Source organism: Rahnella sp. PCH160, from assembly GCF_047784855.1.
GTDB lineage: Bacteria > Pseudomonadota > Gammaproteobacteria > Enterobacterales > Enterobacteriaceae > Rahnella.
Window position 1 is genome coordinate 3336230 of record NZ_JBLOGT010000001.1, and the last position, 13031, is coordinate 3349260.

Consider the following 13031-nt stretch of genomic DNA (forward strand, 5'->3'; position numbering starts at 1 on the left):
CCCGATGAACGCACTGTCATTAAATTTGTGGCTCCGCAAAGGCGGACACCGGCTGGGGATCCTCTTGTACCTGCTGTTTGCGCTGTTTCCGATTTACTGGCTGATCAAGATTTCCTTCACGCCGGACAAACTGCTCTACAGCGAAGGCGTGCGGATGTGGCCGAGTGAACTGACGCTGGTGCATTTTCAGCGTGTGTTTACCGAAAGCCAGTTTCCGCTGTATTTCTTTAACAGCCTGATTGTGTCATTCGGCACGGCGTTTCTGACGACCGTAATCGCCGCCGGTGCGGGCTTTGCGTTTTCGCGCTTCAGCTTTCGCGGCAAAACCGTGATGGCGGCGCTGCTGCTGTTCACGCAAATGTTCCCGCTGGTGATGATCCTCGCGCCGATTTACAAAGTGATGGCACCGCTCGGGCTGACCAACAGTCTGCTGGGGCTGATCCTGATTTACACCGCGTTCAACGTGCCGTTTGCCACTTTTCTGATGCAGTCGTTTTTCGACAGCATTCCGAAAGATCTGGAAGAATCGGCGATGCTCGAAGGGTGCAGCCGTTTCATGGCGCTGCGTAAAGTCATTATTCCGCTGACGCTGCCGGGCCTGGCCGCCACGCTGGGGTTTGTGTTTACCGCCGCGTGGAGCGAGTTGCTGTTCTCGCTGATGCTCATTAACAAAAACGCCGTGATGACCTTCCCGGTCGGGCTGCTCAGTTTTGTGTCGAAATTCGCGGTTTCCTGGGGCGACATGATGGCGGCGGCGGTGCTGGCGCTGATCCCTGCCTGTCTTTTCTTTGCATTCATTCAGCGTTACCTGGTTCAGGGGCTGACGGCTGGCGCGGTTAAAGGATAATTTTATGGCTCAGATTACGATTTCCGATCTTCAAAAACGTTACGAAAATGTCGAAGTGCTGCGTCATATCAACCTGACCATTCAGGACGGTGAATTTGTAGTGTTAGTCGGGCCTTCGGGCTGTGGGAAATCCACGTTGCTGCGCACTATCGCCGGGCTGGAACTGGCGACAGCGGGGGACATTCATATCGGCACGCGCCTGATGAATCAGGTGGCTCCCAAAGACCGCGATATCTCGATGGTGTTTCAGAGCTACGCGCTGTATCCGCACATGACCGTCGCGCGGAACATGGGTTTCAGCCTTGAAGTGCAGAAACGCCCGAAAGCCGAAATCGACGCCGCCGTGAACAAAGCGGCGGATATTCTCGGGCTGACGGCGTTGTTGCATCGTCGTCCTAAAGAGCTGTCCGGTGGCCAGCGTCAGCGCGTGGCGATGGGCAGGGCGATCGTGCGCGAACCGCAGGTTTTCCTGTTTGATGAACCGTTGTCCAACCTCGACGCCCAACTGCGCGGCCAGATGCGCATTGAAATCAAAAGCCTGCACCAGCGTATGCGTAACACCATTGTTTATGTGACCCACGATCAGGTCGAAGCCATGACGCTTGCTGACCGCATTGTGGTGCTCAACCACGGCGTCATCCAGCAGGTCGGCACGCCGCTGGAACTGTACGACACACCTGCTAATAAATTCGTCGCCAGCTTCATCGGTTCGCCTTCGATGAACTTCATCAACGGCACGTTAGAACTGGGCGATTCTGCGCCGCAACTGCGGATCAATACCAGCCAGACGCTGCCGGTTGACCCGCAGATTATGAACCTGAAAAGTGGCGCAGAAGTCATCTACGGCGTGCGACCGGAAGCGATTGTCTTGTGTGAACAGAGCGCGCCGGGTGCGGTTCCGCTGGATGTCACGCTCATCGAGCCCACCGGTCTGAGCGAGCTTATCCACGGTACGTTCGGCGATGAACGGCTGAGCGTATATAGCATGGTGAGATCCGGTGCCGCACCGGGGGACAGAGTTTGGGTACAGATTGATACGGGGCGGGTGCAGTTGTTTGAGGCAGACAGCCAGAGGCGGCTTTCTAAACGTGGTGAGTGATTCGGGCTGGCAGCCCTGAACCCGCTGCGGATTAGCTAAATTTGGTTTTTTCACTTGCAGTGAGGCGCTTACAGCTGACCGGGGATATTTCGGATTTTCAATTGCGGTGATCGCTCAGCTCAGGTCAAGACCTTGGGTTGCCACCCAAACTGGCTTTAAGAGGCGCCTATCGCCGCGCCTCTTAAAAATCTCCGGCTCTTTCACTGCGCGCTATCGCTCGCTGGCTACGTTTCAGAGACTTTTGCTAGTGCCGCAAAATCCCGCCGCTGCGCGGTGCCTTCCAGTCGGATTACAAACCGCGCGAAAAAATACGCGGTTTTCCACCTCTCCTTTCAGCGTGATTTTTGAAAGCGGCCACTGGCTTTCTAATTCACAACCTCACTGCTGATGGTTTTTAAAAGATGCCGTTGAATTAAGATAAGCCAGTGGCCGCTATCAGAAAGCTTGCTGAGTGAGAGTTTCGAGACCGTGGGCTCGAAGACCGAAACGAAGGCACCGCGCAGCGGCAAGTTTTCGCGGCAATAGCTGTGGCACCTGAAACGTAGCCAGCGAGCGATAGCGCGCAGTTAAAAAGCGCGGGTGTCCAGAGGGCGCGCGCGTTAACGCGCCCTTTGGGCCAGTTTGGGCGGCGAGCCCAAGGTTTTGACCTGGGTGGCAACCCAAGGTTTTGACCTTAAAGCCAGTTTGGGTGGCAACCCAAGGTCTTGAACTTGAAGTTGATTTAAACCGGCTTAGCTTCAGCCAATCGCATCAACCGGATCCCGACCCCAACGCCAACTACCAACATCAAACTGATAAACCCTGTAATTCCACCCCACCCGTAGGCATGCCAGAAGAATCCCCCGAGTGTCCCGGCGACGCTTGAACCCGCGTAGTAGCTGAACAGATACAGCGACGAGGCCTGCCCTTTGGCGCGACGGGCGCGGCGGCCGATCCAGCCGCTGGCGACGGAGTGGGCGGCGAAGAATCCGCCGGTGACCAGGATCATCCCGATGAAAATCAGCCAGACAGGCGAGAACGCGGTAAGCAGAATCCCCACCAGCATGATGGCGGTTGAACCAATCAGCACCGGGCCACGGCCATACACACCGGTCATCACACCGGCTTTCGGCGAACTGTAGGTGCCCATCAGATACACAATCGACAGAATACCGACGATGGCCTGGCTCAGGTTGTACGGCGGGGCGAGCAGGCGGTAACCGATGTAGTTAAACAGGGTCACGAAACTGCCCATCAGCAGAAAACCTTCGGCAAACAGCAAAGGCAGGCCGCTGTCGCGCCAGTGCAGTTTGAAGTTAATCAGCATCTTGCGTGGTTTAAGTGAACTGGCGCGGAAATGTTTTGAGGGCGGCAGAATACGCCAGAACATAATGGCGGCAGCCAGCGCGAAGAAACCGACGACCGCCATGGCGATACGCCACGAGAAGAAATCCGTCAGCACACCACTGACCAGACGTCCGCTCATCCCGCCGATGGAATTCCCGCTGATGTACAACCCCATCGAAAACGCCACGACGCTGGGGTGAATTTCTTCGCTCAGATAGGTCATCGCCACCGCCGCCACGCCACTTAGCGACAAACCAATCAACGCGCGCATGATGAGAATGGCGTCCCAGCTTTGCATAAACGAACACACCAGCGTACAGCCTGCGGCCAGTAACAACGCCACGACCATCACCGATTTACGCCCCACGGCGTCAGACACCGGGCCGGTAAACAACAGGCCAATGGCCATCAGACCGGTGGATAATGAAAGCGATAAGCTGCTGGTCGCGGGCGATACGCCGAAATCATGCGAGAGCACCGGCAGAATTGGCTGAACGCAATAGAGCAGGGCAAACGTCGCCAGACCCGCTGAAAATAAGGCCAGCGTGACGCGGATAAACTGCGGTGTCCCGCGTTTGATAAAAGGGGTTTTCAGGCCAGAACGGGCGACGGGCGATGCAGGATTTAATTCGTCGTCATTAACAGAGTCGTTGGCTGGTGCAGCGGGGATCCGCTGGGAGGTTTTCACTGTAATTCCTTAACGCGATGAGCTGTAAAACTAAATTTTAAAATGTATGAAAATTTTAACAGTGGCCGTTATATTGTCTAATATATTAATTTCGTGAAATTGATATGTTAAACATATCAATGAGGAATAATTGTCCTAAACCATGAACCATATTGAACTGCGTCATTTACGGTATTTCATCGCGGTGGCCGAAGAACTGCATTTTGGCCGTGCCGCTGGTCGGTTACATATCTCTCAGCCACCGCTCAGCCAGCAAATTCAGGCGCTGGAAGCTCACGTTGGCGCGGCGCTGTTTTACCGCAATAACCGCAGCGTGCGGCTGACACAGGCCGGACAGGCATTCTTGCAGGAAGCCCGGCAGATTTTGCTGCGTGTCGATGAAGCGGCGGCACAGGCGGCGCGTATCCATCGCGGAGAAGCCGGGAACCTGACGCTCGGGCTGACGTCCTCCGCGCCGTTTATGCGCCGGGTTTCCCGCACGCTGCATCATTTCCGGCTGACCTATCCGGGCGTCAATATCCGCATCGAGCAACTCAACAGCAAACAGCAAATCGAACCGCTGCTGGAAGGCAGGCTGGATCTGGGGATTATGCGCAACGGCGAGCTGCCGGAAGAGCTGGAGCATCATCTGATCCTGTCGGAACCGCTGATTGCCGTGGTTCACAAAGATAACCCGCTGAACGCGGTGCCGGACGGAGAACTGACGTTTCAGCATCTGGCCGATCAGCCTTTCGTGTTCTTCTCGAAAGACGTCGGGACTTCGCTGTATGACGATATTCTCGGACAACTTAAAGCGCAGGGGATCACGCCTTATATCACGCAGGAAGTGGGCGAGCCGCTGACCATTATCGGGCTGGTGGCGGCCGGTTTAGGCGTGTCGATTCTTCCGGCTTCGTATCTGCGGATTCAGGTTGACGGCGTGCGCTATCTGCGTTTTGGAAAGACGGAAGGAATCACGCAATTGTGGCTGGTGAATCATGCCCGTCGTCCGATGACGGCGGCGACTCGGGCGTTTATGGATTTACTGCTGCAGGAAGACTGACCATGCAACAGCACGAACTTGCTGTATTTCCAGTCAATTCCGAGAGGCTTTTCACGCAATTTGTGCACCAAATCACATAACGAATCAAATAGTTGACGACATATGACAAAAACCCCAACATAGCCCTAATCTTTATTTTGAAGCGCGAAAATAACAGGAGTTCCTTGAGTGATCCCCGACGGGCAACCCGGCCATATTGATCAGATTAAACAAACCAATGTCGGTGCTGTGTATCGCCTGATAGATCAGTTTGGTCCCATTTCGCGCATAGAACTTTCCAAAAAAGCCCAACTGGCTCCGGCCAGTATTACGAAGATTGTCCGCGAACTTATTCAGGCCCATCTGGTGCTTGAAACTGAATTTCAGGATCCGGGCAGTCGCGGGCGTCCCGCCATTGGTTTAGCCCTCGATACTCAGGCCTGGCACTACCTTTCTGCACGCATCAGCCTGGGCTCGATTACCTTAGGCTTGCGGGATCTGAGCAGCAAACTGGTGGTGGAAGAGGTGCTTCCGCTGCCGGAACAGGCGCATCAGCCGCTGCTTAAGCGCATCATTTCTGAAATTGACCAGTTCTTTATCCGCCATCAGCGCAAACTTGAGCGCCTGACCGCCATCGCCATTACCCTGCCGGGCATGATTGATGCGCGTCGGGGCATTGTTCACCGTATGCCGTTTTATCATGACGTTTTCGATATGCCGCTGGGCGATACACTTTCAGAGCACACGGGCCTGCCGGTGTATGTTCAGCACGATATCGGTGCGTGGACGCTGGCGGAATCGTTGTACGGCGCGTCGCGCGGCTGCAAAAATGTGGTGCAGATTGTCATTGACCATAACGTTGGTGCAGGGGTGATCACCAGCGGACGCGTGTTGCACGCGGGCAGCAGCAGCGTGGCCGAAATCGGGCATACCCAGGTTGATCCGTACGGGAAACGTTGTTATTGCGGCAATCACGGTTGTCTGGAAACCGTCGCCAGTACAGACAGTATTTTGGATCTGGTACGTCAGCGCCTGACGGTGCCGGTGCCTGCCAGTTTGCTTCACGGCGTGTCGCTGACGATTGAAGCGGTGTGTGACGCCGCCAACCGGGGCGATCAGCTGGCGCGTGATGTGATTATCAGCGTCGGGCAGAGCGTGGGACGCATTCTGGCCATCATGGTGAATCTGTTTAATCCGGAAAAAGTGCTGATCGGCTCACCGCTTAATTTATCTCAGGATATTCTTCATCCCGCGATAATGTCCTGTATTCAGCAGCAATCGCTTCCCGCCTACAGCGAAAATATCAAACTGGAATCCACGCAATTTTATAATCAGGGCACCATGCCCGGCGCAGCATTAGTTAAAGACGCGCTTTACAGCGGTTCTTTACTGATTAAATTATTACAGGGCTAATATACTTAGCGGGCTATATTTTCCGGGAAGGCGGCTTTTATTGATCTGCATCAGCAAGATTAGCCGCGGGTTTAACACCGGAGAAGTCGTGGTCTGTCAGGGCATTCCATTATTTTTGGCTATGCCATCAGATTATGTCATTAAATAAATTCTTATAACCTTATGCGTATTCCTTACAGTCCACCCAACAAAACATTGCGCTAACGCAAACCGCTCTCATCTCTCATCGCCTAGACTTTCTGCTGTTACTTTGTCTCTGGCGGCTTTGACTTACCGGAGGCTATCTTTCAATAAGACGGAGAGATCCCGGAGCCTGAATTTCATGTTAACGCACTTTTTCGTCACGGGTACGGACGCCCGTGTAGGTAAAACCATTGTCACACGTGCCTTGCTTCAGGCCTTAGCCGCGCAGGATCGCTGCGTTTTAGGCTATAAACCTATTGCAACAGGCAGCCAGGAGCTGGCCGACGGGGTTCGAAATAAAGATGCGGTAACTCTCCAGCAGTCATCTTCTATTGCTTATCCTTTTAATAAAATAACCCCTCTGGCCCTGGCTGACGAAGATATTTATGCCAGCCAGGTTCCGGAGAATATTTTTGAAATAATGACCAGTGGCCTCAACTTCATGCGTGAAGAGGCAGATTCAGTGGTTGTAGAAGGGTGCGATGGCTGGAGAACATTGATTACTCCGCATCTTTTATATTCAGACTGGGTTCGCCAGCAAAATATGCCGGTGGTATTAGTGGTGGGTATTCAGGAAGGCTGTGTCAGCCATGCGTTATTAACCGCGCAGGCTATTATTGCCGATGGTTTACCGCTGCTGGGTTGGGTCGCAAACCGAATTAACCCATGCCTTGCCCACTATCAGGAAACTATAGATGCCATCAGCGCCAATATTTCCGCGCCGCTGCTGGGAGAAATTCCTTATTTGCCGCGTGCGGAAAGCCGCGATATGGGAAAATATATCGACCTGTCCAGCCTGAAGCTGAAAACGTTGACCAAAGCCTGACCGGTGACGTTGTCACGCATGAATCAAAACAAAGCGGCTCAGAGTGCCAAACCCTGAGCCGCTTTTTTGTCTATAGTTTGTGTATAGTTTGCCTATCTGCCTGAGCGCATAATCTAACGAAAACAGAGAACATGGCCGTCACGACTCCTGTTGTAAAATCATCTCACCGCCCCTTAATCCTCACCGCCTGCATGTTATCGATGTTTATGGCGGCCGTTGAAGTCACGATTGTGGCGACCGCGATGCCGACCATCATCGGTGATCTCGGTGGTTTCTCGTTGCTCGGCTGGGTCTTTGCGGTTTATCTGCTGACGCAGGCGATTACGGTGCCGATCTACGGGCGGCTGGCGGATTTGTACGGTTGCCGGAAGATGTTTTTCATCGGCACGACACTGTTTCTTATTGGCTCCGTGCTGTGCGGCTTCGCGCCTTCGCTGGCCTGGATGATTGCGTTCCGTGCGTTGCAGGGGCTGGGCGCGGGGGCGATTACGCCGATTGCGACCACGCTGATTGCCAATGTTTATGGCCCGCAGGAACGGGCAAAAGCACAGGGATATCTGTCCAGCGTCTGGGGCGTTTCGGCAATTGTCGGCCCGCTGATGGGGGCGTTTATTGTTTCGCATTTCCCGTGGGCGGTGGTGTTTTGGGTCAATGTGCCGATTGGTCTGGTGGCGATGGCGATTCTGGTCAAATATCTGCCGCCTGACGGACAGCGCAAACAGCATAAGCTGGATCTGGCCGGAACCGGTTATCTGACGCTTTCCGTGGCGGCGTTGCTGCTGGCGTTGCTTCAGGCCGAAGTGCTGGGCTACTGGGCGCTGGCGCTGATTGTTCTGGCGGTGGTCAGCGGATATTTGCTGATCCGTCAGGAACGCAAAACGCCTGAGCCGCTGTTCCCGCTGGCGCTGTGGGAAAGCAAAGTGATCATTGCCGGTAACATTGGCGGCCTGATTATCGGCGCGACCATGATGGGGATCAGCGCGTTTTTGCCGACCTATGTGCAGGGCGTTCTCGGCGGTACGCCGCTGGAGGCGGGCACCACGCTGGCGCTGATGTCCATCGGCTGGCCGCTGGCGAGTATGCTCAGCAGCCGTCTGATGCAGGCCACGTCTTACCGCGCGACGGCGGTCCTGGGCGGCGTTTTGTTGCTGGGGGAAGTGTGGCGCTGCTGTTTCTTTCGCTGGATTCCGGGCTGTGGGTGGCGCGTCTGGCGGCATTTTCAATCGGCGCGGGGATGGGGTTATCGAACACCACGTTTATTGTATCGGTGCAGAATAATACGGAACCGGCGATCCGCGGGATTGCGACTGCATCCACCTTATTCACCCGCATGTTGGGCTCGGCTATCGGCACTGCTGTGCTGGGCGCGACGCTGAACCTCAATCTGCAATATCGCCTGCCGCAGGTGAACGATCCGGTTCAGCAGTTGATGGAAAAAGCTACGCGCAGTGCGATGGAAAGCCATCAACTGGCGGCGCTGACCGAAAGTGTGGCGGCCTCTCTGCACTGGGTCTTTATGGTCTCCGCGATTATTTCCGTACTGGCGGTCGCCGCCGGGTTGTTAATTCCGGCAGGCGACCGCCCGCACACAGAACCGCAGCGGGAAAGTTAAGCCAGCGGTTTTCGTTGAAGCCTGACGGCAGCCAGCATCAGCGTCAGGCTCAGTGACACCGCAACCGACGCCATCGCCATACCATCGCCCACCGATCCCTGTTCAAACTGCCGCCACACGTAGACCGAAACGGTCTGCACGCCCGCCGGTGAAAGCACCAGCGACGTCACCAGTTCGCGCGAGGCGACGGCAAACACCATCATCATCGACGCCAGCAGGCTGGGAAAGACCAGCGGCAGCAGGATCAGGCGCAGCGTTTGCGCCGCCGTCGCGCCATGCACCCGCGCAGCGGCATCCAGATTTCCGCCGATCTGCTTTAACGCCGCACTGACGTAGCGCACCGGATAAGGCAGCAGCAGACAACAATAAGCGAGCAGCAAAATCGCCCAGGTGTTGTAAGGCGTGACCGGCCAGAAGCTGCGGTTCCACGCCAGAATCAGGCCGACGCCGACCACAATCCCCGGCAGCGCGGCCGGCAACAAAGACAATCCGTCGATGAGCGCCGAACCGCGGATCTTCCTGACCACCACCAGCCACGACGCCAGAAAGCCCGTCGCGCCCGCGATTAATGCCGTGCCGAGCGCCAGACTGAGGCTGGTTGACAGGGCGCTGAGCGCGTCGCCGTGTGCAGCAAACAGCGCGCCGAAGTGGCGTAACGTCAGGTTCGACAGCGAAAGCCCGCCGGAAAGCGTGCCGGAAAACGCCGTGGCCAGCATGGACAAAATCGGCAGTGCCACGGCAATCAGCGTCACTAACGCAAATAAGATGAGTACCGGGATCGTTGCGTTTTTCAGCGGTTTGGGTGTGACATCAGCCGGTTTGCCGGTCATGCTTTCCACATTCTTGCCCGCCACAACCGCACGCTGAACGCTGTAAGCGCACAGCGCGATCGCCACCAGCATCAGCGAAAGCACCGCCGCGCCGGGCAAATCAATCGGCCAGTCGGCCAGACGCGCTTCGATACCGGTGGTCAGCAACACTACGCCGCTGCGCGAACCGAGCGCACCCGGCACGCCGTATTCTTCGATGGATAACGTAAACGCCAGCAGCAAACTCGATGCCATGGCGGGCAGTGCCATCGGTAATGTCACGCGGGAAAAGGCGCGCCACGGGCCTGCGCCGTGAATACGTGCCACGTCGGCCAGACGGCTGCCGCTGGCGGCCATGCTGCGCGACACCGCGAAATACACCACCGGAAAGACATTCAGCGTCATCACCACAATCATACCCGGTACAGAAAACAGGAAATCGTTGAGATGCAGCCACGGCACCCGTTGCTGCACATAACCGTGGGTTTGCAGCGCCAGCATCCACGACAGGGCGGCAATATAAGGCGGCAGCAAAAAGGGCACCAGAAACAGAACGTCCCACAGCGCCGCGCCCGGCAGGGCAAACAGGCCACGCAGCGCGCCGAGCGGAATACCGATCACTCCGCTGCACAGTGCGACACCCAGCCCGACTTTCAGCGTGGTGGAAAACAGTTCACGCAGCTGAGGTTCGGCGAAAACACGGGTAAATGCGCTGAACGGCGCGGAATAAGCCCCGGTATCGAGATGCGGGAAAACCGCCTGTAAAATCACAAAGCTGACCGGTACGGCGACCAGCAATAACAACGCGATGCCCGTCACGCCGGGCAAAAAAGCATTTCTGTTCATGGTATTTGTCGTCGTTGTCCGGAGAGGGGAAACGGGCTGCTTTAACAGCCCGTGACTGGTTTACTGCTGACCGAACAGTTTTGCGAAACGCTCAAGCACTTCTTTGCGCGATGCCGACGCCTGAGAAGCCTCTGGCAACAGTTTCAGCGATTTAAACAACGGACGTTTGGCTTCGATATCGGTGCGCGCTGGCATCAGCCACGCATCCGCCACCAGTTTCTGGCCTTCAGGCGAAAGCGCGTAATCGATAAACGCTTTGGCTTCTTTTTGCTGCTGGCTGGATTTGAGGATCATCATCGGGCGCGGGGCGATCACGGTGCCGCTGCCCGGGAAGATTACTTTAACGGATTCACCGTCCTGCACGCTGGCGTAAGACACGTAATCCACCGCGCCAAATACGGCGGCTTTCGCGCCCTGTAACACCGGCGTCAGCGCCTGTGCGTTCGGCCCGGCGATAATCATGCCGTTGGCTTTCAGATCTTCAAACAGCTTCCACGCCTGCTGCGCGTGGGCGTTTTGTAACCCGATCAGCAAATCCAGCGACGCACCGGAAAGCGACGGGTCAGGTGTTGTCACTTTGTCTTTGAATTCAGGTTTGGCTAAATCGCCCCAGTCTTTAGGCTCGGTCGTGCCGCTTTTGGTGTTCCATACGATGCCCAGTGCGGAAATCCCCTGCGCGACGTAATAAGGCGTTTTAAATTGCGCCGGAACCTGCTCTGCGTTCGGGCTTTGATATTCCAGCAACCAGCCGCGTTTTTCGAGATCGGTTGCAGTATCCCAGGACGCCGAAATCAGCACGTCGGCGCGAGGATTGGCCTGCTCGGCGTCCAGACGGGCCATCACTTTGCCGGTGGTGGCCTGAAAAACATCCACTTTCACGCCGGTTTGTTTTTCATAACCTGCTGCCAGTTTTTTTGCCAGAGAGCCCGGCCCGGCGGTGTAGAGCGTCAGCGCCTGCGCGCTGCCTGTTGCCATTGCGAGAGAAAGAGTCATTGCGGTCATTACGCCTGTTTTAGTCCGGGAAAACGTGCTGTTTTTTTTATGAAAAGTGCTGAGTGTGCGGTTCATGATTTTTATCCCATCAGAGGTTAAGCAACAAAAGGTGAAATTACGGAAGGATCAATCGTGTCAATACTGGCGATAGCGCCCTGGTCCATGCGTGCAATACGATGGGCGAGCGCACGGGCTTCGTGCTGATCGTGCGTGACGTAAACCGCCGTGGTGCCGAGCTGGCGCAGCAGCACTGCCATTTCTTCACACAGGTTTTCGCGCAAATCGCGGTCAAGATTCGACAGCGGTTCGTCAAACAGCAGGATGCGGGGTTCGGCGACGATGGCGCGGGCGAGGGCAACACGCTGTTGCTGCCCGCCGGAAAGTTCGGAAGGGCGGCGCGAGACGAAATCCGCCAGCCCGACGCGTTCCAGCGCCGCCATCACTTTTTCTTCCTGCGCATGGCCTTTGATGCCACGCATTTGCAGCGGAAATGCGACGTTCTGCCGGACGCTCATGTGCGGCCACAGCGCATAATCCTGAAAGGCCATGCCGAGATTGCGTTTTTCCGGCGGCAGACTGAACGAGCCGCTGGCGACGATTTCGCCGTCGAAGCGGATTTCCCCGGATGCCGGATTGAGCAGCCCGGCGAGCATTTTCAGCAACGTGCTTTTGCCGCAGCCTGAAGGCCCCAGCAATGCGAGGATCGTGCCTTTAGGCACCGTCAGATTGACGTGATTGAGTACCGGGTTGCTCCCAAAGAAATGGGAAACCTGATGGATGGCGATAGCGGGACAGGTGCGCGGCAGCGCATTCCCGCTGGATTTAGCTGGAATGATCATGGTTGTACTATCCTCTTTGGGACTTAATTGTGGGGTGAGCGTAAAGGGGGAATGTGACCGGAGTGTGACACCTTTTAGAAAGGTGCCGCAAATTGCCCTGGCGGGCGGCTTAACGGATTAACCGGGTGAGTTTTGGTTTTTCACTTGCAGTGGATCGCTGATAGCAGATTGAGAAAATTTCGGTTTTTCACGGGCGGTGACCGCTCAGCGACGGGTGCCGAAACCGACCAAAGAGGGCTATGACGAGCCCTCTTTGGAATCTCCGCGTCTTTTTACAACACGCGCTATCGCTTGCTGGCTAAGTTTCAGCAGCCACAGCTATTGCCGCGAAAACTTGCCGCTGCGCGGTTCCCTTACTCGGTTTTACTCGGCCTGCGGCCTCGCCCTTCGGGTCGTCACTTCGTGACGTTGTCTCGCTTCGCTCGGCTCAAGCCTTTCGGTCTCGAAACACTCACTCAGCAAGCTTTCTGAAAGCGGCTGGAGGCTTTTTCAAATATAACAATCGGTTGGTTTGCTCCTCCCCCTGCGA

General features: G+C 55.9%; 9 protein-coding genes, 1 other RNA gene and 1 pseudogene. 6 read left to right on the forward strand and 5 right to left on the reverse strand.

From position 1 onward, the window contains the following. Nucleotides 1-4: 4 nt before the first annotated feature. Together ACM5QY_RS15395 and ACM5QY_RS15400 are read left to right on the forward strand one after the other, a co-directional pair. Nucleotides 5-847 carry a carbohydrate ABC transporter permease gene (locus ACM5QY_RS15395; RefSeq protein WP_416121620.1) on the forward strand — a complete coding sequence of 281 codons (843 nt, stop codon included), beginning with the start codon at nucleotides 5-7 and terminating at the stop codon, nucleotides 845-847. Between the two features lie 4 nt (nucleotides 848-851). Further along, the gene (locus ACM5QY_RS15400) at nucleotides 852-1946 is read left to right on the forward strand and encodes an ABC transporter ATP-binding protein (RefSeq protein ID WP_416121621.1); all 1095 of its coding nucleotides are present in this window, start codon (nucleotides 852-854) and stop codon (nucleotides 1944-1946) included. 721 nt (nucleotides 1947-2667) lie between these two features. On the opposite strand, the gene ACM5QY_RS15405 is transcribed toward ACM5QY_RS15400, so the two are convergent. Continuing rightward, nucleotides 2668-3942: an MFS transporter gene (locus ACM5QY_RS15405; RefSeq protein WP_416122898.1), complete on the reverse strand. Its 1275-nt coding sequence runs from the start codon at nucleotides 3940-3942 to the stop codon at nucleotides 2668-2670. Nucleotides 3943-4102: 160 nt separating this feature from the next. Here ACM5QY_RS15405 and ACM5QY_RS15410 point away from each other — a divergent pair, with 160 nt between their 5' ends. From ACM5QY_RS15410 to ACM5QY_RS15425, 4 genes and pseudogenes are all read left to right on the forward strand, one after another. Further along, nucleotides 4103-5002 (forward strand): LysR family transcriptional regulator, encoded by a 900-nt coding sequence (locus ACM5QY_RS15410; RefSeq protein ID WP_416121622.1) that lies wholly within the window; start codon nucleotides 4103-4105, stop codon nucleotides 5000-5002. A gap of 168 nt (nucleotides 5003-5170) precedes the next feature. Next, complete coding sequence (gene mlc, locus ACM5QY_RS15415; RefSeq protein ID WP_416121623.1) at nucleotides 5171-6394, forward strand: sugar metabolism global transcriptional regulator Mlc; 1224 nt, start codon at nucleotides 5171-5173, stop codon at nucleotides 6392-6394. Nucleotides 6395-6716: 322 nt separating this feature from the next. Then, nucleotides 6717-7403: a dethiobiotin synthase gene (gene bioD / locus ACM5QY_RS15420; protein WP_416121624.1), complete on the forward strand. Its 687-nt coding sequence runs from the start codon at nucleotides 6717-6719 to the stop codon at nucleotides 7401-7403. Between the two features lie 131 nt (nucleotides 7404-7534). After that, nucleotides 7535-9015 (forward strand): annotated as a pseudogene (locus ACM5QY_RS15425) (MDR family MFS transporter). Here the strand turns inward: ACM5QY_RS15425 and ACM5QY_RS15430 are convergent. The 4 genes from ACM5QY_RS15430 to ACM5QY_RS15445 form a co-directional block, all read right to left on the reverse strand. Continuing rightward, on the reverse strand, nucleotides 9012-10670 hold the full coding sequence (locus tag ACM5QY_RS15430; RefSeq protein WP_416121625.1) for an ABC transporter permease: 1659 nt from the start codon (nucleotides 10668-10670) through the stop codon (nucleotides 9012-9014). The pseudogene ACM5QY_RS15425 and the gene ACM5QY_RS15430 sit on opposite strands and share 4 nt — an antisense overlap. Nucleotides 10671-10730: 60 nt before the next feature. Then, on the reverse strand, nucleotides 10731-11672 hold the full coding sequence (locus ACM5QY_RS15435) for an ABC transporter substrate-binding protein (RefSeq protein WP_416121626.1): 942 nt from the start codon (nucleotides 11670-11672) through the stop codon (nucleotides 10731-10733). Nucleotides 11673-11758: 86 nt separating this feature from the next. Continuing rightward, nucleotides 11759-12502, reverse strand: a complete 744-nt coding sequence (locus ACM5QY_RS15440; protein ID WP_416121627.1) for an ABC transporter ATP-binding protein — start codon at nucleotides 12500-12502, stop codon at nucleotides 11759-11761. Between the two features lie 364 nt (nucleotides 12503-12866). After that, nucleotides 12867-12949, reverse strand: a non-coding RNA gene (locus ACM5QY_RS15445) — RtT sRNA. Between the last annotated feature and the right edge of the window lie 82 nt (nucleotides 12950-13031).

Coding starts and splice junctions, on each gene's coding strand:
- ACM5QY_RS15395 (WP_416121620.1), top strand. CDS start 5: ATGAACGCACTGTCATTAAATTTGTGGCTCCGCAAAGGCGGACACCGG.
- ACM5QY_RS15400 (WP_416121621.1), top strand. CDS start 852: ATGGCTCAGATTACGATTTCCGATCTTCAAAAACGTTACGAAAATGTC.
- ACM5QY_RS15410 (WP_416121622.1), top strand. CDS start 4,103: ATGAACCATATTGAACTGCGTCATTTACGGTATTTCATCGCGGTGGCC.
- bioD (WP_416121624.1), top strand. CDS start 6,717: ATGTTAACGCACTTTTTCGTCACGGGTACGGACGCCCGTGTAGGTAAA.
- ACM5QY_RS15430 (WP_416121625.1), bottom strand. CDS start 10,670: ATGAACAGAAATGCTTTTTTGCCCGGCGTGACGGGCATCGCGTTGTTA.
- ACM5QY_RS15435 (WP_416121626.1), bottom strand. CDS start 11,672: ATGACCGCAATGACTCTTTCTCTCGCAATGGCAACAGGCAGCGCGCAG.
- ACM5QY_RS15440 (WP_416121627.1), bottom strand. CDS start 12,502: ATGATCATTCCAGCTAAATCCAGCGGGAATGCGCTGCCGCGCACCTGT.